The organism is Streptomyces sp. JLBJ103 (assembly GCF_058215575.1).
Map to the genome: position 1 here is coordinate 4,393,251 of NZ_CM177089.1, position 20,071 is coordinate 4,413,321.

Genomic DNA, 20,071 nt, shown 5'->3' on the forward strand with positions numbered 1-20,071 from the left:
GCGGTGGAGAATCGCATCTCGTGGGGAACCCGACAGCGGGGGCACCCGTCAGCAGGACCGCAGGGCACGGATCAGGAACTCCGGAGGCGAGACGTGAGCAGCACGGCGATGGTGCGAGGCGCGACCGAGGACGCGGACCCGTTCGGGACCGCGCGGCTGCGGCGCGGCGTGCTGGACGCCTGGGCCGCCTCACCCGCCCGCTTCCGGGAGGACGCCAACGCCGAGGAGGACCTCGCGCTCGGCGGCCACCGCGACCGGCTGATCGTCGAGCTGGCCCAGAACGCGGCGGACGCCGCCGCCCGCGCCGGGGTGCCCGGACGGCTCCGGCTCACCCTGCACCCGGCCACCGACGGCCAGCCGGCCGTGCTGGCCGCCGCCAACACCGGTGCCTCGCTGGACGCCGCCGGCGTCGAGTCGCTGTCCACGCTGCGCGCCTCCGCCAAGCGGGACGAGCCGGAGAGCGCCGTGGGCCGGTTCGGCGTCGGGTTCGCGGCGGTACTCGCGGTGAGCGACGAGCCCGCGGTCGTCGGCCGGAGCGGCGGGGTCCGCTGGTCGCTGGCCGAGGCCCGGGAGCTGACCCTGCGCACCGCCGAGGCCGCGCCCGGTCTGGCGGACGAGCTGCGCCGCCGGGACGGGCACGTCCCGCTGCTGCGGCTGCCGCTGCCCGCCGAGGGCACCGCCCCGGACGGCTATGACACCGTCGTGGTGCTGCCGCTGCGCGACGGCGCGGCCCTGGATGTCGTCGAGCGGCTGCTCGCCGCGGTCGACGACGCGCTGCTGCTGACCCTGCCGGGCCTGGCGGAGGTCGTGGTCGAGACCCCCGAGGGCGTACGGACGCTGCGGCGCCGCGCAGAGGGCCCGTACACGGTCGTCGAGGACAGCGGTGAGCGCGGTACGACGCGCTGGCGCACCGAGAGCGCGGGCGGACGGCTGGACGCGGCGCTGCTCGCCGACCGCCCGGTGGAGGAGCGGCTGCGCCCGGTGTGGTCGGTGACCTGGGCGGTTCCGGTGGACGCCGAGGGCGCGCCGGTGCGGCCCGCCACGGCCCCGGTCGTGCACGCGCCGACGCCCACGGACGAGCCGCTGGGGCTGCCCGCGCTGCTGATCGCCTCCTTCCCGCTGGAGCCCACCCGCCGCCACACCGCGCCCGGCCCGCTCACGGACTTCCTGCTGGACCGCGTGGCCGAGGCGTACGCGGCGCTGCTGCGCGACTGGCATCCGGTGGGGGTCGGCACGATCGGCCTGGTCCCGGGACAGCTCGGCCGGGGCGAGCTGGACGGTGAGCTGCGGCAGCGGGTGCTGGAGCGGCTGCCGAGGGTGCCGTTCCTGCCCAGCGCGGCTGCGCCCGCGGCGGGCGAGAGCGGCCGCGAACCGGTGGCGGGCTGGCTGGGCTCGCCGGACGCGCTCGGCCCGGACGCGGCGGAGGGCGGGCCCGCGGTGGGTGCGGCCACCGGCACCCCGGGACCGGCCGCCCCTGACCTCGACGGCTGGGACGACGACGTCCTCGCGCCCGGTGCCCTGGAGGGCGAGCCGTACGCGCTGCGGCCCCGCGACGCCGAGCTCGTGGAGGGCGCGGGCGCCGCGACCGTCGAGGTGCTGGCCGAGCTGTTCCCGACGCTGCTGCCCGCCGGTCTCGAGCGGCGGTCGGAGCTGCGGGTGCTCGGCGTGGTGCGGGTGCCGCTGGGCGAGGTGATCGACCGGCTGGCGGGGGTGGAACGCGACCCGTCCTGGTGGCGGCGGCTGTACGACGCGCTGTCCGGAACCGACCCGGACCGGCTCAGCGGGCTGCCGGTGCCGCTGGCCGACGGCCGGACGACGATCGGGCCCCGGCAGGTGCTGCTCCCGCTGCCCGGGGAGACCGACATCGCAGAAGGCGACGGCGTCGCCGAAACCCATCGCACCCTGGCCCGGCTGGGCCTGAAGGTCGCGCATCCGGACGCCGCGCATCCGCTGCTGGAGAAGCTGGGCGCGACCCCGGCCACCCCGCGCGCCGTACTGACCACCCCCCAGGTGCGCGCCGCCGTGGCGCATTCGCTGGAGGCGGAGGACGACTACGACCCGTATCTGGAGGACGGCGGGGGGCTGGGCGCGGCGCTGGACGCCGACACCCTGGCCGACACCGTCCTCGGCCTCGTCCAGCAGGCCCGGCTGGCGCCCGGCGACGAACCGTGGCTGGCCGCGCTGGCGCTGCCGGACGAGGACGGGGAGCCGGCCCCCGCCGGGGAACTGGTCCTGCCCGGGAGCGCCTTCGAGCGGGTGATGCGGGAGGGCGAACTCGCCGCCTGCGACGCCGAGCTGGCCGAGCGCTGGGGCGAACAGCCGCTGACCGCGGTCGGGGTGCTGGCGAACTTCACCCTCGCCCGAGCCACCGATGTGGTGCTGGACCCGGATGAGCTGGAGCCCCGCGAGGGCGACTTCACCGAGCCGGACGACGTCGGTGTGCTGGACGCGGTGGACGTGTGGTGCGAGGACGCGCTGGACCGGCTGCCGGAGACCCCGGTGCCCCCGGTGGCGACCGAGATCGTGGCCGTACGGGACCTGGACCTGGTGGACGACGACGCCTGGCCGCAGGCGCTGGCCATGCTCGCCGAGCCGCCGCTGCGCGACGCGCTGACCGCGCCGGTGCGGGTGCTGCTGCCGGACGGCACCACGGAGAGCGTGCGTTCGTACACCGCGTGGTGGCTGCGCGGCCACCCGGTGCTGGACGGCCGCCGCCCCGCCGGTCTGCGCGCGGCGGGCGGCGATCCGCTGCTGGCCGGGCTCTACGAGGCGGTGGACGCGGCCGGGTTCGAGGACGAGCAGGTGCTGCGGGCGCTCGGGGTGCGGACCTCGGTGGCGGCCCTGCTGGACGAGCCGGGCGGCGCGGCCGAGCTGCTGGCCCGGCTGGCCGACCCCGAACTCGAGGTGACCGCGGCCCAGCTGCGCGCGCTCTACGGGCAGTTGGCCGATCTGGACCCCGAGCAGGTGACCCTGCCGGACGAGCTGCGGGCCGTGGTGGACGGCCGCCCGCGGGTGGTGGACGCGGGTGAGGCCCTGGTCGCGGACGCACCGGACCTGATGCCGCAGGCCCAGGCGGACGGCCGGGCGCTGCTGCCGGTGAGCCCCGCGCGGGCGGCGGACCTGGCGGAACTGTTCCAGGTGCGGCGGCTGACCGAGGTCTATCCGGCGCCGGTGGTCTCCCACGGCGATCCGCACGAGGTCCCGGAGGCGGTGCGCGAACTCCTCCCGGCCGCCCCGCTGTCGTACGTCGAGCACGAGGAACTGCTCGTCGCGGGCGACACGGAGAGCGGGGTGGAGCTCGACTGGCGGTATGTGGACGGCACCCTGCACGCCTCGACGGTCGAGGGGGTCGCGGCCGGGCTGGCCTGGGCCGCGGGCCAGTGGTCGCGCCGCTTCGAGGTGGCGGCCCTGCTGGAGGATCTGACGCGTACGGAGGAGCTGGCGCGGGCACGCTGGTTCGACTAGGTCCACGACCCACGACCCACGACCCACGACCCAGGGCCAGGTGACCGGGCGGGCCCGACGCGGCGGACACGGGTCGACGCAGAGCCAACCGAACTGTGGATCGAGCGCTAACGCCCTCCGGCCCCCGCACCGGCAGACTGACGGAAGGACGCGGGGGCACGGCGCCGGGGGGAACACCCGGCCGTGCGGGGACCCCGGGTCCGGACAGATGACAGTTCGGACGTACAGGGAGTGTGCCCATGAGCAAGCTCGCACGGGGGACGGCGCTCGTCGGAGCGGCGGTCGCGCTGGCGGCGACGGTGTCGCCGGTGGCCCACGCGGATGACCGCGGCTCGGCCTCCAAGTCGCGCTATATCGAGCTGAAGGCTTTCGAGGAAGCCCCGATCTACAAGGAGGCCACCTCCAACTCCCGGAGGGTGGGCACGTTCATGCGGGGTGAGACCGCCCGGGTCTGGTGCTACCTCAAGACCTCGGGTGGCGTGTGGTACTCGGTCCAGGACGCCGGCGGGGCGCTGTGGACGTACTCGGGACACTTCGAGTCCTCGGGCGAGATCAAGAAGTGCTGACGGCCTGACCGGTGATACCGCGAACGGCCCTGCCGCGTCCCATCCCTCCGGGACAGCGGCCGGGCCGTTCGCCTTTCCCGGCACCTCGGCGCTTCGGCGCCGTCGTCAGGGCTTGCGGGCCACGCCCGCGTAGATCCACAGGTCCAGGGCCTCCGCCTCGGTCCGGGCCCGCTCGCTCTCCGGCTTCCAGCGATGTGGCATCACCAGACCTGGTTCGACCAGCTCAAGGCCGTCGAAGAACGGCAGGATCTCCTCGTGGGTGCGGCCCTGCACATGGATGCCGCTGCTGCGGTAGAGGTTGGTGACCGCGTCCGAGACCCCGGGGCGGGCGTTGGGCGCGCCGTGCGAGAGCACCAGATAGCTGCCCGGTGCCAGCGGCTCGACCAGCCGCCGCACGATGTCGTACGGCTGCTGTTCATTGGCGATGAAGTGCATGACCGCGTTGAGCGACAGGGCGACCGGCTGGGTCAGATCGAGCGTGGCGCGTAGCTCCTCCGCGGCGAGTATCGCCTCGGGCTCGGTGATGTCGGCGTGCATGTACGCGGTGCGGCCCTCGGGCGTGGAGAGCAGCAGGGCCTGGGCGTAGGCCAGCACGATGGGGTCGTTGTCCGCGTAGACCACCCGGGCCTCCGCCGCCACGCCCTGGGCGACCTGGTGGAGGTTGGGCTCGGTCGGGATGCCGGTGCCGATGTCCAGGAACTGCCGGATACCGGCCTCGGCGGCGAGCCAGCGTGTGGCGCGGTGCATGAAGGACCGGTTGGCGCGGGTCCACGGCTTGACGTCCGGCCAGACGGCCTCGACCTGCTCGGCGGCCTGGGTGTCGACCGTGTAATGCGTCTTGCCGCCCAGGAAGTAGTCGTACATGCGCGCCGAGTGCGGCTTGCTGGTGTCGATTTCGTCTGCGCGAAAGCGGGGACCGGTCATATCCCCTATATTACTGGTGAGTTGGGGAAGCGTGTGGGGTTCCGCTCAGACCGCGACATCGCGGGTGGAGCCCCGGCATTGCGGTGGGGGACTCACTGCGCACTCGCATGGCCTTCGTCGTGCTCGCGACCGTCACCGTCACCGTCGGCGGCGATCCGGCGCCACACCCACTCCAGCGCCGCCGAGGCCACCACGGCGATGCCCACCGCCGCCCACGGCATCACCGCCCCCACCAGGCGCAGCGCGAAGAAGTGCTGGAGCCATGGCGTGGCCAGCACGATCAAGAAGCCCACGCCCATCGCCAGCACCAGACCGATCCGCCACCAGGTGTACGGGCGGGCCACGATGGCCAGTACCCACAGCGCGATGAGGAACAGCGTCAGCGTCGCCGCGCTGGTCTCGGCCTGGAGCGCGCCCCGGCCCGTGTAGTAGGGCCGGGCCAGCAGATACGCGGCGAAGGTGGCCGCGCCCGCGATCAACCCGGCCGGGACGGCGTACCGCATCACCCTGCGGACGAAGTGTGGCCGGGCGCGCTCCTTGTTGGGGGCCAGCGCCAGGAAGAACGCGGGGACACCGATGGTGAGCGTGGACAGCAGCGTCAGATGGCGGGGCAGAAACGGGTACTCCACCCGGAAGCACACCACCAGCACCGCGAGCAGCACCGAATAGACGGTCTTCACCAGGAAGAGCCGGGCCACCCGCTCGATGTTGCCGATCACCCGGCGGCCCTCGGCCACCACCGAGGGCAGGGTCGCGAAGCTGTTGTCGAGCAGCACGATCTGGGCGACCGCGCGGGTGGCCTCGCTGCCCGAGCCCATCGAGACACCGATGTCCGCGTCCTTGAGCGCCAGCACGTCGTTGACGCCGTCCCCGGTCATGGCGACGGTGTGGCCGTGTGACTGGAGCGCGCCGACCATGTCCCGCTTCTGCCGCGGGGTGACCCGTCCGAAGACCGTGCCGCCCTCCAGCGCCGTCGCCATCCCGGTCCGTTCGGCGGGCAGCCGCCGCGCGTCGAGGGCGCGCGCGGCGCCGGGGAGGCCGAGCTCGGCCGCGACGGCACCGACGGAGACCGCGTTGTCACCGGAGATGACCTTCGCGGCGACCTGCTGCTCGGCGAAGTAGCGCAGGGTGTCGGCCGCGTCCGGCCGCAGCCGCTGCTCCAGGACGACGAGGGCGACCGCGGTGACCGCCCGGGGGCCCGGGGCATCGCCGCTCAGCGCGCCCGCACCGCTCTCGGTGCCGCTCTCCGTACGGGTCTCTGTACGGGTCTCCGTACGGGTCTCGGTACGGGCCAGCAGCAGCACCCGCAGCCCGCGCGCGTTCAGCTCGTCGATCTGGGCCAGGGCCGGATCGCCCTCGGCCAGCAGCACTTCCGGTGCGCCGAGCAGCCAGGTGGTGCGTTCGCCGCCGGGGGAGTCGAGGGTGGCGCCGCTGTACTTGCGGGCCGAGGAGAACGGCAGCACGTCCCGGGAGCGCCAGCCGTCGCCATCGGCTCCGGACGGGCGCGGATAGGCGTCGATGATCGCCTGGAGGCTGGCGTTGGGACGCGGGTCACTGGCGCCCAGCGCGCCGAGCACCTGCCCCACGTACGTCATGTCGTGGCCGTCCAGCAGCCGCAGCTCACGGACGTCCATCCCGCCCTCGGTGAGGGTGCCGGTCTTGTCCAGGCAGACCACGTCCACCCGGGCCAGCCCCTCGATCGCGGGCAGCTCCTGCACCAGGCACTGCTGACGGCCCAGCCGGATCACCCCGATCGCGAAGGCGACGGAGGTGAGCAGCACCAGGCCCTCGGGGACCATCGGCACGATTCCGGCGACCGTCCGCCGCACCGCTCCCCGCCAGTCGTTCCCCTTCACCACGAACTGGCTGATCACCAGGCCGACCGCGGCCGGGACCATCATCCAGGTCACATACTTCAGGATCCGGCTGATCCCGCTGCGCAGCTCGGAGGCGACGAGGGTGAAGCGGGACGCCTCCTCGGCGAGCTGGGCGGCGTAGGCCGCGCGGCCGACCCGGGTGGCGGTGAAGGCGCCGCCGCCCGCGACCACGAAGCTGCCGGACATCACGGTGTCGCCGGGCTGTTTGAGCACCGGGTCGGCCTCCCCGGTGAGCAGCGATTCGTCGATCTCCAGACTCTCGGCCTCGGTGACCTCGCCGTCCACGACGCACTTGTCGCCGGGGCCCAGCTCGATGAGGTCGCCGAGGACGATCCGTCTGGTGGGGATCTCGGTGGCCACCCCGTCCCGGCGGACGGTGGGCCGGGCCTCGCCGATCACGGCGAGGGAGTCGAGGGTCTTCTTGGCCCGTAGCTCCTGGACGATCCCGATGAGGGTGTTGGCCACGATCACAAAGCCGAACAGCCCGTCCTGGAGCGGACCGACGACCAGGATGATCAGGAACAGTACGCCGATGATCGCGTTGAAGCGGGTGAAGACATTGGCGCGGACGATCTCGGTGAACGAGCGGGAGGAGCGCACCGGGACGTCATTGACCTCACCGCGTGCGACGCGCTCCGCGACCTCGGCGGCGGTCAGTCCCGGGGCGGCCCGGTCCGGCATGCCTTCGACGGTACGTGCGCGATGGACCGCTCACCTGTCAGGGCGTCGCACACCGGCCGCCGGCCCGGCAGCTCGTCAGCCGTTCCGGGAGCGGCGGATCGCGGCATCCCGGGCCCGTACGTACCAGATGCCGAGCAGCCCGAGGCCGCCCCCGGCCAGACAGGTCCCCAGCCACCACAGATGGCCGTGGTCGGCGTACCAGCCGTAGAAGGGGAGCTGGACGAGGAAGAGGACGAACCACACGATGGTGCCGCCGGTGATGGTCGCCACAACGTTGCCCTCCAGGGGCGGCGGCGCCTCGTGCTTGGGGGTCCACTTCGTCATGGGCACAGCTTAAGCGCCGGGCAGAAACGCCGATCCGGGCTGGATACCGCCGCATCCGGGCAGTTCGGAGCAGGCGTTTGGTGTTCGGCTGTTCATAGATTCATACTGAACCGTTCCGGGTCTGAGTCGGCACTTCTTGTTCGATCATCCAAGGGCCCATCGTTGATGTTCACGCACCACTGAGGTCCTGCATGTCTCCCTCGGCCCCCGCGCCTGCCGATGCCCAGCGGCAGACCCCGGCACCGCCCACCCATGGCATCGACAGATTCTTCAAGATCAGCGAGCGCGGTTCCTCGGTCTCCCGGGAGCTCCGCGGCGGTCTGGCCACCTTCTTTGCGATGGCCTACATCGTCGTGCTGAACCCGATCATCCTCCAGACCGGCGAGGACAAGTTCCATCAGCATCTCGACCACGGCCAGCTGGTCACCGCCACCGCGCTGATGGCGGGGCTGACCACGCTGCTCATGGGGATCATCGGCAACGTCCCCATCGCGCTCGCCGCGGGCCTCGGTATCAACGCGGTGGTCTCGCTCCAGCTCGCCCCCAAGATGAGCTGGCCGGACGCGATGGGCATGGTGGTCCTGGCGGGTCTGGTGCTGATGATCCTGGTGGCCTCCGGGTTGCGGCAGCGGGTGATGGACGCGATCCCCGGCGGACTACGGCGGGCCATCGCGATCGGCATCGGGCTGTTCATCGCCCTCATCGGCCTGGTCGACGCGGGCTTCGTCACCCGTAACCCGGACAAGGCCAAGACCAGCGTGCCGATGGGGCTCGGGATCGAGGGCAAGCTCCAGGGCTGGCCGGTGCTGATCTTCGTGGTGGGGCTGGCGCTCACTTTCGTGCTGGTCGTCCGCAAGACGCGCGGGGCGATCCTGATCGGCATCGTGGCCATGACCGTGGCCGCGATCGTGATCAACTCGGCCATGGACATCCCGGACGGCATGTGGGGGCTGACCGTCCCCGATGTCCCGGAGCAGGTGGTGGGCACCCCGGACTTCGGGCTGATCGGTGATGTCAGCCTGTTCGGCGGCTTCCATGAGGTGGGGATCCTCACCGGCTGTCTCTTCGTCTTCACCGTGCTGCTGTCCGGCTTCTTCGACGCGATGGGCACGATCATCGGCGTCGGCGAGGAGGCCGAACTCACCGATGAGCACGGTCAGCTGCCGGGCATGGGCCGGATCCTGATGGTGGACGGTATCGCGGTCGCGGGTGGCGGCTTCGGCTCGGCCTCGGCCAACACCTGCTTCGTGGAGTCCACGGCGGGTGTCGGGGAGGGTGCCCGGACCGGGCTCGCCAACATCGTGACCGGCGGGCTCTTTCTGCTCGCGCTGGTCTTCACCCCGCTGGCCCAGGTGGTTCCGTCGCAGGCCGCGACGCCCGCGCTGGTGGTCGTCGGCTTCCTGATCATGGCGGCGAACGTCAAGGAGATCGACTGGAGCGACTTCACCATCGCGATCCCGGCCTTCCTGACCATGATCGCGATGCCGTTCACCTACAGCATCACCAACGGGATCGGCATCGGTGTGCTGGCCTTCCTGCTGCTGCGGATCGCCACCCGGCGCACCCGGGAGATCCCGTGGCTGCTGGGCGTGGTCGGGCTGTGCTTCCTGGTCTACTTCCTGCTCCACCCGATCGAGCAGGCGCTCGGGGCGGCCTGATCCGCCCCGTCCGGAGTGCGCGGCCCCGGCGGCCGCCGGGGCGCGGCCGGGTCAGCCGACCTGGCCGTAGAAGCGCTCCGTCTCGTCGACGGACGTCGTGAAACGCTCGTCGAAGTCCTCGCGAATGAGCGTCCGGATGACATAGTCCTGGACGCTCATTCCGCGTTTTGCGGCATGCTGCCGGATCCGGTCCAGCAGCTCACCGTCCATCCGCAGGCTGAGCACCTTCGATCCCATACGGCCAAGGATCGCCGCCCCGCAGCCCACCGCACGTCACGTTTCGGAGTTGCCTCACTCTTTTGGGTGACATTGCGAGGGAAAGCTTCATCCAGATTTTCCTTAGGTGAGGTAATGAGTTACGCTAAAGACCATGCCGGATCCGTCCCGTCTCCAGCCCTCGGCGGAGACACCGCCAGACGACGCGACCGCCGTGAACGCCCTGCGGTCCGGGGTGATGCGTCTGTCCCGGCGGCTCAAGCACCAGCGGGTGGACGAGTCGCTCAGCCCCACCGAGATGTCGGTCCTGGGCACCCTCGCCCAGTGCGGTAGCGCCACCCCCGGTGAGCTGGCCCGCAAGGAGCATGTCCAGCCGCCGTCGATGACCCGCATCGTGGCCCTGCTGGAGGCCAAGGGGCTGGTCAGGCTGGAGCCGCATCCGGAGGACCGGCGGCAGAAGGTCGTCTCGCAGACCGAGCGGGCGGAGGCCATGCTCGAAGAGAGCCGGCGCAAGCGCAATGCGTGGCTGGCCGAGCTGGTCGGACAGCTGTCCGAGGAGGAGTGGGACGCCCTGCGCGCCGCCGCGCCCGTGCTGGAGAAGCTCGCGCATTTGTAAGAACCCCGAGCCATCAGGAGGCGAAGCCACTTGAGTACGGGACCCGGAGCAGACTCCGCACCCGCACCGCACCCCCACTCCGACTCCCGCACCCCCGGCGTCCCCGTGGCAGGGCGCGCCAAGGGCGGTACCTTCCGCTCGCTGAAGGTCCGCAACTACCGCCTCTTCGCCACCGGCGCCGTCATATCCAACACCGGCACCTGGATGTCCCGTATCGCCCAGGACTGGCTGGTGCTGAGCCTCACCGGCTCCTCCACCGCAGTCGGTATCACCACCGCGCTCCAGTTCCTGCCGATGCTGCTGTTCGGCCTGTACGGCGGGGTCATCGCCGACCGCTACCCGCGCCGCAGGCTGCTGCTGATCACCCAGACCGCGCTGGGGCTGTGTGGTCTGGCGCTCGCCGCGCTCACCCTCAGTGGCCATGTCCAGGTCTGGCATGTCTATCTGATCGCGTTCCTGCTCGGCATGGTCACCGTCGTGGACAACCCGACCCGCCAGGTCTTCGTCAACGAGATGGTGGGCCCGCAGGACCTGCGCAACGCGGTCAGTCTGAACTCCGCGAACTTCCAGTCCGCCCGGCTGGTCGGCCCGGCCATCGCCGGTGTGCTGATCACCGCTGTCGGCAGCGGCTGGGCATTCCTGATCAACGGCCTCTCCTTCGCCGCCCCGCTGATCGGCCTGCTGATGATGCGCACCAGCGAGCTGCACACGCATCAGCGGACCCCGCGCGGCAAGGGGCAGCTGCGTGAGGGGCTGCGCTACGTCGCCGGTCAGCCCGATCTGATCTGGCCCATCGTGCTCGTCGGCTTCATCGGCACCTTCGGCTTCAACTTCCCGATCTGGCTGAGCGCCTTCGCCGACGATGTCTTCCACGCGGGCCCCGGGACCTACGGCCTGCTCAACTCGCTGATCGCGATCGGCTCGGTCACCGGTGCGCTGCTGGCGGCCCGCCGGGTGGTGGCCCGGCGGCGGCTGCTGATCATGGCGGCGCTGATGTTCGGCGTGCTGGAGGTGGCCGCGGCGGTGACCCCGGTCTTCTGGCTCTTCGCCGCGCTGATGGTGCCGATCGGCATCTTCAGCCTGACCTTCAACGTCACGGCGAACTCCAGCGTCCAGCTGGCGACCGATCCCGCGATGCGGGGCCGGGTGATGAGCCTGTTCATGATGGTCTTCGTCGGCGGCACCCCGATCGGCGGCCCCCTGGTCGGCTGGCTGACCGACACCTTCGGCGCCCGGGTGGGCTTCGCCGCGGGCGGGCTGGTCTCGGCCGCCGCCGCGGTCGCGGTGGGCCTGATCCTGGTCCGGGCCGGGGGCCTGCGGATGAAGCTGGATCTGCGCCGGGGACATCCTCGTGTGGTCTTCGTCCCGCGGAGCGAGGAAGAGCGGCTGGCCCCAGCGGGGTAGGGCCCTGGCCACGCCTGGCCTCGGCGCTCGGCGCTCGGGCCGGGCTCGGGCCGGACTTGGTTGCCGCGCGCCGTCCGCCGCGGCGCCGACTGCGCGAGACTGGCCGGATGAGACTCTTCGCCGCCGTGCTGCCGCCCGAGGAGGCCGTCGCCGAGCTGGCCGCCCGGGTGGACGCGCTGCGCGCGCTGCCGGGCGCTGACGCGCTGCGCTGGACCGAGCGGGCGGGCTGGCACTTCACCCTCGCCTTCTTCGGCGAGGTGGACGAGGGGCTGCTGCCCGAGCTGCACACCCGGCTGGCCCGCGCCGCCCATCGCCATGAGCCCCATGAGCTGCGGCTCGCGGGGGGCGGCCGGTTCTCGGACCGGGTGGTGTGGGTCGGAGTGGACGGTGACAGCGCGGCCCTGAAGGGGCTCGCCGACTCCGCCGCGGCCGGGGCCCGCCGGGCCGGGGTGCCGATGGACCGGCACCGGCCGTACCACCCGCATCTGACGATCGCCCGCAACCGCGGCACCACCAGCCTCGCGCCCTACGTCGACGAGCTGGCCGGCTTCGCGGGCCGGGTGTGGCCGGTGCGTGAACTGAGCCTGGTCCGCAGCCATCCGCCGACCCCCGGAGTCGCCGGGCGCCAGCCCCGTTACGAGGTGATGGTGGCCTGGTCGCTCGGCCGCTGAGCGGCCCGGCTAATCTCGGGGTGTGGACCCGAAGACCAGAAACATGATCATGAGCGGCGCGCTGGTGCTGATGCTCCTCGTCGTCGCCGTGGCGGCCGCGCTCGGGGGCTGACCCCCAGGGCCCGTCGTCGAAGACGCCGCTCGCGGCCGGACGCCCCCTTTGACGGCGGACCCTGGCGCGGCCGCGCGCCGGTCACCGGGCCGGGTCCGTTCACCGCGCCACTACCAGGCGAACGCCTCCGGCGACGGGCCGGGACCCGGGAAGATCTCGTCCAGCGAACGCAGCAGCTCCTCGCCGAGCGTCAGCTCGCACGCCCGGACCGCCGACGCCAACTGCTCGGCGGTGCGCGGGCCGACGATCGGGCCGGTCACCCCGGGCCGGGTGAGCAGCCAGGCCAGCGCCGTCTCACCGGGCTCCAGACCGTGCTTGTCGAGCAGGTCCTCGTACGCCTGCACCTGCTCGCGTACCGAGGTGTTGCTCAGCGCGTCGGCGCTGCGTCCGGACGCGGTACGCCCGCCGCCGCCCTCCCGCTCCTTGCGGATCGCGCCGCCGAGCAGCCCGCCGTGCAGCGGCGACCAGGGGATCACTCCGAGGCCGTAGTCCTGTGCGGCCGGGATGACCTCCATCTCGGCGCGCCGCTCGGCGAGGTTGTACAGGCACTGCTCACTGACCAGCCCATAGGAACCACGCCGTCGCGCCGTCTCGTTGGCTTTGGCGATGTGCCAGCCAGCGTGGTTGGAGGAGCCCACGTAGAGGATCTTGCCCTGCTGGACCAGGACGTCCATCGCCTGCCAGATCTCGTCCCACGGGGTGGAGCGGTCCACGTGGTGGAACTGGTACAGGTCGATGTGGTCGGTGCGCAGCCGCTTGAGGCTGGCGTCCACCGCCCGGCGGATGTTGAGGGCCGAGAGCTTGTCGTCGTTGGGCCAGACCTCGCCGCCGGCGCCCATGTTCCCGTACACCTTGGTGGCGAGGACGGTCTTCTCGCGCCGTCCGCCGCCCTGGGCGAACCAGCTGCCGATGATCTCCTCGGTACGGCCCTTGTTCTCGCCCCAGCCGTAGACATTGGCGGTGTCGAAGAAGTTGATCCCCGTCTCGTGCGCGGCATCCATGATCGCGTGGCTGTGCGCCTCGTCGGTCTGCGGGCCGAAGTTCATGGTGCCGAGGACCAGTCGGCTGACCTTGAGACCTGTGCGTCCGAGCTGCGTGTACTTCATGGAGTCAGCCAAGCTCTTGGAGTGCGCTCCAATCAAGGGGGCAGGTCCGGGGGCGAGGGGACGTACCCGGACCGCATACGGCGGAAAGCACACCGCGGGAATTCCGTCCCGGAAAACCCGAGGACCCGCGTTTTGACCCCCCGTGCGGTCAAAATGCGGGTCTGCGGATTCCGCCGGATCGAGCTGGTGCGACGGAAGCGTGAAAGAATTGTGAATCAGCTGCTCTTGCGGGCCTGCATGAATCCGACGATACCCATGGCGAGGGCCAGCAGACCGCCGATCAGAACCATGTAGATTCCGGGGCCGGCGCTGATGTCGAGCTGATCCACACCCTGTTCGGCGGCCTTCTCGGCGGCCTCGGCGGGCATGCCCTTGTCCTCCAGCTTCTGGGCGAGCAGACGCGCCGGATCGGCCATGTTGATGGCGGCGACGACCGCCGCGGCCACGCCCAGAAGTCCGCCGCCGAGGTAGAGCGGTGCCTTGGCGCGGGCCAGGGTGGCGAGGAAGACCACCGCCGCGACCAGGGCGATGATCAGCGTGATGACACCATCGCCGTCCATCCCCTTGACGCCGCCGTCCGTGCCCGACTCGCCGGAGACGATCCAGTTCACCATGGACCCGACCAGCGCGACGGCGGATCCGACGGCCCCGAGGATCGCGAACTTCTTGGACGGTGCCGCCGGGGCAGCACCGCCGTTCTGCGGAGCGCCCGGATATGCGGGCGCGGTTTGCCCATAGGGGGACTGGCTGTAATTGCTCATGGCCAGAGACCGTAGAGCGGGCCCTTTCTTGAATGCAATGGGCCCGCCCGCTATGCCGCCAATGACCGATAAATTTTCCGCTGAAATGATCCCGGGATCAGATCAAATTATCTGCGGTTCAGGAATTCTTTTGAGTTCCCCAGGTGAATTCCGGTCGTTGTCTTCCCGTAACGGGTGGCGTTATGCGTCCGGTTCCTTCCGGCGGACCGGGGCGGCTCGGCGGGCGGCTGGTGCCCCCGGCCGCCGGACCGGTTCCCGACCGGCCCGGCCCGGCGGGATGGCAGGCTTGAGCCCATGCGTCCGCTTCCGTCTCTCCTCGGTGCCGCCGTCCTGCTGGCCCTGTCCGCCGCCCCTCCCGCCGCGGCCGACGACTCGTCACCGTCGTCCTTCCAGATCAAGGACCCTCGGATCGCCGAGTCCAGCGGCCTCGCCGCGAGCCGTGCCCACCCCGGCGTCTACTGGACGCACAACGACAGCTCGGACGGCCCGTACGTCTACGCCGTGGACAGCAGGACGGGGAAGACCGTCGCGCGGATCACGATGCGCGGAGTGGGCAAACCGCGGGACGTCGAGGCCGTTTCGGTCGGGCCGGACGGCAATGTCTACGTCGGCGACATCGGCGACAACCTCGGCGGCCAGTGGTCCCATGTGTGGATCTACCGCTTCCCCGAGCCCAAGAAGCTGCGCGATATGGCCGTGAAGGCCACCCAGTTCACCGTCGAGTACCAGGGCGGGCCGCGGAACGCCGAGGCGATGATGGTCCATCCGAAGACCGGCAAGGTCTACATCGCCAGCAAGAGCGAGGAGGACGGCGGGCTGTACGAGGGGCCGGACACCCTCACGCCCTCGGGTACGAACGTCTTCCGCCGGATCGCACCCGTCGACATGGAGGTCACCGACGGGGCCTTCGCCCCCGACGGCAGCAGGCTGGTGCTCCGCGGCTACTTCACGGCCGCCGAATACCGCTGGCGGAACGGAAAGCCCAAGGAGCTGAAGGAGGAGCCGGGGCTGCCGCTCCAGCGGCAGGGCGAGTCCGTCACCTTCAGCCCGGACGGCGGCACCCTGATGTACGGCACCGAGGGTCCGTACTCCCGGGTGAGCGCCGAGCCGCTCGACGGGGAGCTGCTGCCCGACGCGACCGCCAAGGAGCAGAAGAAGAACGGCGGCAAGGGCGGCTCCCACGCCGGGCGCGGCGAGGATGACAAGAACAGCACGCTGACGAAGGCCGTACTCACCTTCGGCGGGGCGATGGTGCTGTTCCTCGGAGTGCGCAGGCTGTTCCGCCGCCGCTGAGTGGTGTGACGTGAAAAGGGGTCCGGGGCCGCCGCAGCGACCCCGGACCCCTTTGCGCCGGATCGGGCCTACGCCTCAGAGCTGCTCGATGACGTAGTCCACACAGGCGGTCAGCGCCTCGACATCGGCCGGGTCCACCGCCGGGAACATCGCCACCCGCAGCTGGTTGCGGCCCAGCTTGCGGTACGGCTCGGTGTCCACGATGCCGTTGGCCCGCAGCACCTTGGCGACCGCGGCGGCGTCGATGTCGTCGTTGAAGTCGATCGTGCCGACGACCTGCGAGCGCTTGGCCGGGTCGGTCACGAACGGGGTGGCGAACTTGGACCCCTCGGCCCAGCCGTACAGCGTCCGCGAGGAGGTCGCGGTGCGCCGCACCGCCCAGTCCAGACCGCCCTGGCCGTTCATCCACTCCAGCTGGTCGTTGAGCAGGAAGAGCGTGGCCAGCGCCGGGGTGTTGTACGTCTGGTTCTTCAGCGAGTTGTCGATCGCGGTCGGCAGCGAGAAGAACTCCGGCACATGGCGGCCCGACCCGTGGATCCGGGCGGCGCGCTCCAGCGCGGCGGGCGAGAAGATCCCGATCCACAGCCCGCCGTCGGCGGCGAAGGACTTCTGCGGGGCGAAGTAGTAGACGTCGGTCTCGGCGATGTCCACCGGCAGGCCGCCCGCCCCCGAGGTCGCGTCGACCAGCACCAGCGAGCCCTCGTCGGCACCGGCCACCCGCTGGATCGGCATGGCGACACCGGTCGAGGTCTCGTTGTGGGTGAAGGCGTAGACATCCACCCCGGCCTCGGCCTCGGCCTCCGGGTGGGTGCCGGGGTCGGAGGAGATCACGGTGGGCTCGTCCAGCCACGGCGCCAGCTTCGCGGCCTTGGCGAACTTCGAGGAGAACTCACCGAAGGACAGGTGCTGGGAACGGGAGTCGATCAGACCGTGCGTCGCGATGTCCCAGAACGCGGTGGAGCCGCCGTTGCCGAGGATGACCTCGTACCCCTCGGGGATCTGGAACAGCTCGCGCACTCCGTCGCGCACCTTGCCGACCAGGTTCTTGACCGGGGGCTGGCGGTGGGAGGTGCCCAGCAGGGAGGTGCCGGTGGCGGCCAGGGCACTGAGCGCCTCGGTGCGTACCTTGGAGGGGCCCGAGCCGAAGCGACCGTCGGCGGGCTTGATGTCAGCGGGAATCCGGATCTCAGCCACGACCGCAGCCTAGTCCGTCGGTCCCCGCACTCCCGCCCGCCGTCCGGTGAATGAGACGATCTGTCCACGCCTTGTTGACGTCGTTGTGCGCACCCTATTGACGCACCCGTCCGCATGCCGTTGACGCCGAGGCGACCGGGCCGTGGCAGCGCTCCCCGAACGAACCCGCATCCGATCGGAATTGGACATTCTCTTCGGGGCCCTCGGCATGGACCATGGGGGCATGGCTGATCATGAGGCAGGCGAACTGGAGCATGCTTTGCGGCGAGCCGTCAACGGGGATGTCTCCTTCGACACGGCGAGCCGGGCACTGATGACCATGGACGCGTCGAACTACCGGCGGGTGCCCGTCGGTGTGGTCGCGCCCCGGGACGCGGACGATGTGGCGGCGGTGCTGGCCGCCTGCCGGGAGCGCGGAGTGCCGGTGGTCGCCCGCGGCGCCGGCACCTCGATCGCCGGACAGGCGACCGGGCTCGGCATCGTCCTGGACTTCACCCGCCATATGCGGGGCATTCTCGCGCTGGATCCGGAGGCGCGGACCGCCGTCGTCCAGCCCGGGGTGATCCTCGACGATCTACGCGGAGCCGCCTCCGCCCACGGACTGACCTTCGGCCCCGACCCCTCCACCCACAGCCGCTGCACCCTCGGCGGCATGATCGGCAACAACTCCTGCGGTTCCCACTCGGTCGCCTGGGGCACCACCGCCGACAACGTCCACGCCCTGGACGTGCTGACCTACGGCGGCGAGCGGGTGCGCGCCGCCCAGGGCCTGGACGGACTGCCCGTCCGGCTGCGCGACGGGATGCGGTCGCTGGCCGGAGAGAACCTCGCACTGTTGCGCACCGGCTTCCCCGAGCTGCCCCGCCGGATCTCCGGCTACGCCCTCGATGAGCTGCTGCCCGAGAAGCACGCCGATGTGGCCCGCGCCCTCACCGGCAGCGAGGGCACCCTCGGTGTGCTGACCGAGGCCACCGTCCGGCTGGTCGAGGCGCCCCCCGCCCGCGCGCTGGCCGTGCTCGGCTACCCCGACGAGAGCGCCGCCGCCGAGGCCGCGCACACCCTGCTGCCGTACGGGCCGCTGACCGTCGAGGGCATGGCCGCCGACCTGGTGGCCGGGGCGTCCGGGCTGCCCAAGGGCGGCGCCTGGCTGTTCGTGGAGGTCGGCGGCGGAACGCGGGAGGAGGCGTACGCCCGCGCCGAGGAGATCGCCCGCGCCGCCGCGGACGCCACCACCGACCACACCGTCGTGGCCGACCCGGCCGGGCAGCGCGCGCTGTGGCGGGTGCGCGAGGACGCCTCCGGGACCGCCACCCGGATGCCCGACGGCAGCGAGGCATGGCCGGGCTGGGAGGACTGCGCGGTGCCGCCCGCCCGGCTGGGCGCGTATCTGCGCGACTTCCGGGCGCTGCTCGGGCAGCACGGACTGCGCGGCACCCCGTACGGGCACTTCGGCGACGGCTGTATCCACGTCCGGATCGACTTCGACCTGATGAGCGAGGCCGGGGTGCGGGTCTTCCGCGACTTCTCCGCCGACCTCGCCGACCTCGTCGTCACCCACGGCGGTTCGCTCTCCGGCGAGCACGGCGACGGGCTGGCGCGGGCCGAGTTGCTGCCGCGGATGTACGGCGAGGAGATGGTCGGCCTCTTCACCCGCTTCAAGGACCTGTGGGACCCGGAGGGCGGGCTCAACCCCGGCGTCCTCGCCCGGCCCCGGCGCCTCGACGAGGATCTGCGCTTCGACTCCCTTCCGCGCCGCCCGGTCGACGTCGCGTTCGGCTATCCGCACGACGGCGGTGACTTCTCGGCCGCGGTGCGGCGCTGTGTCGGCGTCGCCAAATGCCGCAATGAGTCGGTGTCCGGCGCGGGCGTGATGTGCCCCTCGTACCGGGCGACGGGGGAGGAGCAGCACTCCACCCGCGGCCGCGCCCGGCTGCTGCACGAGATGCTCGCGGGCGAGGTGGTGCGCGACGGCTGGCGCTCCCAGGAGGTGCACGACGCGCTCGACCTGTGTCTGTCCTGCAAGGGCTGCCGCAGTGACTGCCCGGTCGGGGTCGACATGGCCACCTACAAGGCGGAGTTCCTGCACCACCACTACGAGGGGCGGGTGCGGCCCGCCGCGCACTACTCGATGGGCTGGCTGCCGGTGTGGCTCCGCGCGGCGTCCCTGCTGCGCGCCGCCCCGGTGGCCAACGTGGCCTCCGGGGTGGCCCCGCTGGCCGCCCTGGCCAAGCGGGCGGGCGGGATCGCCCCGGAACGGGACCTCCCGGTGCTGCCGAAGGAGCCCTTCACCCGTTGGTGGCGGCGGCACGCCCGGGACGTGGCCGCCCGCCGCCCGGACACCGGCCGCACCGTGGTGCTGTGGCCGGACACCTTCACCAACCACCTCTCCCCGTCGGTCGGCCGGGCCTCGGTCGCCGTACTGGAGGCGGCCGGGCTGCGGGTGGTGGTGCCGCCCAAACCGGTGTGCTGCGGGCTGACCTGGGTCTCCACCGGTCAGCTCGACCGCGCCCGCGCGGTGATGCGCCGCACCCTGGACGTCATGGCTCCCGCCCTGGACGCCGGGCTCCCGGTGGTCGGCCTGGAACCGAGCTGCACCGCCGCGCTCCGCACCGATCTGCCCGAACTCCTCGGCTCCGATCCGCGCGCCGCCCGGCTCGCCGAGTCCGTCACCACCTTCGCCCAGGCCCTGGAGGACCACGCCCCCGACTGGCGGCCCCCCGTGGTCGACCGTCCGGTCGTCGGCCAGACCCACTGCCACCAGCACGCCGTCCTCGGCGACGCCGCCGAGCGCAGACTGCGCGAACGCGCCGGGCTGACGGGTGAGTTGAGCGGCGGCTGCTGCGGTCTGGCGGGCAACTTCGGCTTCGAGGCGGGTCATTACGACATCTCGGTCGCCTGCGCCGAGGAGCAGCTGCTGCCGTCGGTGCGGGCCGCCGGGGACGCCGCCGAGGTCCTGGCGGACGGCTTCTCCTGCCGCACCCAGCTCGACCAACTGGCCGGCCGCCCGGCCCGCCACCTCGCCGAGGTGCTCGCCGAGCATCTGCCCTGACGCCCGAGCCCGTCACGACGGCCCCGCCGCCCACCCGGGCCCGGCGGGGCCGTCGCCGTCTATCTCCGGCCGAAAATCATGCAAGCATGCTTGATTGTTTATCGCGGTGCTGCCACGCTCACCCCCAACGCCCGCATGACACCCCCCGACGACG

The 20,071-nt window shown here is 71.9% G+C and carries 15 protein-coding genes; 8 read left to right on the forward strand and 7 right to left on the reverse strand.

Features of this window, described 5'->3' with window-relative positions; translation table 11 throughout:
* Window positions 1-108 precede the first annotated feature (108 nt).
* Both AC4BEG_RS19420 and AC4BEG_RS19425 read left to right on the forward strand, forming a co-directional pair.
* Window positions 109-3,465 (forward strand): sacsin N-terminal ATP-binding-like domain-containing protein, encoded by a 3,357-nt coding sequence (locus AC4BEG_RS19420; RefSeq protein ID WP_490707130.1) that lies wholly within the window; start codon window positions 109-111, stop codon window positions 3,463-3,465.
* 239 nt (window positions 3,466-3,704) lie between these two features.
* Window positions 3,705-4,031: a hypothetical protein gene (locus AC4BEG_RS19425; RefSeq protein ID WP_490701014.1), complete on the forward strand. Its 327-nt coding sequence runs from the start codon at window positions 3,705-3,707 to the stop codon at window positions 4,029-4,031.
* Window positions 4,032-4,136: 105 nt separating this feature from the next.
* Here the strand turns inward: AC4BEG_RS19425 and AC4BEG_RS19430 are convergent, their stop codons facing one another.
* The 3 genes from AC4BEG_RS19430 to AC4BEG_RS19440 form a co-directional block, all read right to left on the reverse strand.
* Window positions 4,137-4,955, reverse strand: coding sequence for an SAM-dependent methyltransferase (locus AC4BEG_RS19430; RefSeq protein ID WP_490701015.1), 819 nt, complete (start codon window positions 4,953-4,955; stop codon window positions 4,137-4,139).
* Between the two features lie 92 nt (window positions 4,956-5,047).
* Window positions 5,048-7,513 (reverse strand): cation-translocating P-type ATPase, encoded by a 2,466-nt coding sequence (locus AC4BEG_RS19435; protein ID WP_490701016.1) that lies wholly within the window; start codon window positions 7,511-7,513, stop codon window positions 5,048-5,050.
* Window positions 7,514-7,588: 75 nt separating this feature from the next.
* A complete protein-coding gene (locus tag AC4BEG_RS19440; protein ID WP_490701017.1) occupies window positions 7,589-7,837 on the reverse strand; it encodes a DUF2530 domain-containing protein in 249 nt (82 codons plus the stop codon).
* Between the two features lie 191 nt (window positions 7,838-8,028).
* Between AC4BEG_RS19440 and AC4BEG_RS19445 the strand changes: the two genes are divergently transcribed.
* Window positions 8,029-9,495, forward strand: a complete 1,467-nt coding sequence (locus AC4BEG_RS19445; RefSeq protein ID WP_490701018.1) for an NCS2 family permease — start codon at window positions 8,029-8,031, stop codon at window positions 9,493-9,495.
* 51 nt (window positions 9,496-9,546) lie between these two features.
* Here the strand turns inward: AC4BEG_RS19445 and AC4BEG_RS19450 are convergent, their stop codons facing one another.
* Complete coding sequence (locus tag AC4BEG_RS19450) at window positions 9,547-9,732, reverse strand: ribbon-helix-helix protein, CopG family (RefSeq protein ID WP_201870639.1); 186 nt, start codon at window positions 9,730-9,732, stop codon at window positions 9,547-9,549.
* Between the two features lie 133 nt (window positions 9,733-9,865).
* On the opposite strand from AC4BEG_RS19450, the gene AC4BEG_RS19455 reads away from it, so the two are divergent.
* From AC4BEG_RS19455 to thpR, 3 genes are all read left to right on the forward strand, one after another.
* A complete protein-coding gene (locus tag AC4BEG_RS19455; RefSeq protein ID WP_490701019.1) occupies window positions 9,866-10,327 on the forward strand; it encodes a MarR family winged helix-turn-helix transcriptional regulator in 462 nt (153 codons plus the stop codon).
* Between the two features lie 30 nt (window positions 10,328-10,357).
* A complete protein-coding gene (locus AC4BEG_RS19460; protein WP_490701020.1) occupies window positions 10,358-11,731 on the forward strand; it encodes an MFS transporter in 1,374 nt (457 codons plus the stop codon).
* Between the two features lie 107 nt (window positions 11,732-11,838).
* The gene (thpR, locus tag AC4BEG_RS19465) at window positions 11,839-12,402 is read left to right on the forward strand and encodes an RNA 2',3'-cyclic phosphodiesterase (RefSeq protein WP_490701021.1); all 564 of its coding nucleotides are present in this window, start codon (window positions 11,839-11,841) and stop codon (window positions 12,400-12,402) included.
* Window positions 12,403-12,624: 222 nt separating this feature from the next.
* Here thpR and AC4BEG_RS19470 read toward each other — a convergent pair whose 3' ends face one another.
* Together AC4BEG_RS19470 and AC4BEG_RS19475 are read right to left on the reverse strand one after the other, a co-directional pair.
* A complete protein-coding gene (locus AC4BEG_RS19470) occupies window positions 12,625-13,620 on the reverse strand; it encodes an aldo/keto reductase (protein ID WP_490701022.1) in 996 nt (331 codons plus the stop codon).
* A gap of 215 nt (window positions 13,621-13,835) precedes the next feature.
* Window positions 13,836-14,381: a hypothetical protein gene (locus AC4BEG_RS19475; RefSeq protein WP_490701023.1), complete on the reverse strand. Its 546-nt coding sequence runs from the start codon at window positions 14,379-14,381 to the stop codon at window positions 13,836-13,838.
* Between the two features lie 294 nt (window positions 14,382-14,675).
* Between AC4BEG_RS19475 and AC4BEG_RS19480 the strand changes: the two genes are divergently transcribed.
* Window positions 14,676-15,674 (forward strand): hypothetical protein, encoded by a 999-nt coding sequence (locus tag AC4BEG_RS19480; protein ID WP_490701024.1) that lies wholly within the window; start codon window positions 14,676-14,678, stop codon window positions 15,672-15,674.
* Between the two features lie 75 nt (window positions 15,675-15,749).
* Here AC4BEG_RS19480 and serC read toward each other — a convergent pair whose 3' ends face one another.
* Window positions 15,750-16,868, reverse strand: coding sequence for a phosphoserine transaminase (gene serC / locus AC4BEG_RS19485; RefSeq protein WP_490701025.1), 1,119 nt, complete (start codon window positions 16,866-16,868; stop codon window positions 15,750-15,752).
* Window positions 16,869-17,091: 223 nt separating this feature from the next.
* Between serC and AC4BEG_RS19490 the strand changes: the two genes are divergently transcribed.
* Window positions 17,092-19,917: an FAD-binding and (Fe-S)-binding domain-containing protein gene (locus AC4BEG_RS19490; RefSeq protein WP_490701026.1), complete on the forward strand. Its 2,826-nt coding sequence runs from the start codon at window positions 17,092-17,094 to the stop codon at window positions 19,915-19,917.
* Window positions 19,918-20,071: the final 154 nt, after the last annotated feature.

What these genes read in the sequence shown, in the direction of transcription:
- AC4BEG_RS19420 (WP_490707130.1), top strand. Translation starts at nt 109, where the DNA reads ATGGTGCGAGGCGCGACCGAGGACGCGGACCCGTTCGGGACCGCGCGG.
- AC4BEG_RS19425 (WP_490701014.1), top strand. Translation starts at nt 3,705, where the DNA reads ATGAGCAAGCTCGCACGGGGGACGGCGCTCGTCGGAGCGGCGGTCGCG.
- AC4BEG_RS19430 (WP_490701015.1), bottom strand. Translation starts at nt 4,955, where the DNA reads ATGACCGGTCCCCGCTTTCGCGCAGACGAAATCGACACCAGCAAGCCG.
- AC4BEG_RS19435 (WP_490701016.1), bottom strand. Translation starts at nt 7,513, where the DNA reads ATGCCGGACCGGGCCGCCCCGGGACTGACCGCCGCCGAGGTCGCGGAG.
- AC4BEG_RS19440 (WP_490701017.1), bottom strand. Translation starts at nt 7,837, where the DNA reads ATGACGAAGTGGACCCCCAAGCACGAGGCGCCGCCGCCCCTGGAGGGC.
- AC4BEG_RS19445 (WP_490701018.1), top strand. Translation starts at nt 8,029, where the DNA reads ATGTCTCCCTCGGCCCCCGCGCCTGCCGATGCCCAGCGGCAGACCCCG.
- AC4BEG_RS19450 (WP_201870639.1), bottom strand. Translation starts at nt 9,732, where the DNA reads ATGGGATCGAAGGTGCTCAGCCTGCGGATGGACGGTGAGCTGCTGGAC.
- AC4BEG_RS19455 (WP_490701019.1), top strand. Translation starts at nt 9,866, where the DNA reads ATGCCGGATCCGTCCCGTCTCCAGCCCTCGGCGGAGACACCGCCAGAC.
- thpR (WP_490701021.1), top strand. Translation starts at nt 11,839, where the DNA reads ATGAGACTCTTCGCCGCCGTGCTGCCGCCCGAGGAGGCCGTCGCCGAG.
- AC4BEG_RS19470 (WP_490701022.1), bottom strand. Translation starts at nt 13,620, where the DNA reads ATGAAGTACACGCAGCTCGGACGCACAGGTCTCAAGGTCAGCCGACTG.
- AC4BEG_RS19475 (WP_490701023.1), bottom strand. Translation starts at nt 14,381, where the DNA reads ATGAGCAATTACAGCCAGTCCCCCTATGGGCAAACCGCGCCCGCATAT.
- AC4BEG_RS19480 (WP_490701024.1), top strand. Translation starts at nt 14,676, where the DNA reads ATGCGTCCGCTTCCGTCTCTCCTCGGTGCCGCCGTCCTGCTGGCCCTG.
- AC4BEG_RS19490 (WP_490701026.1), top strand. Translation starts at nt 17,092, where the DNA reads ATGGCTGATCATGAGGCAGGCGAACTGGAGCATGCTTTGCGGCGAGCC.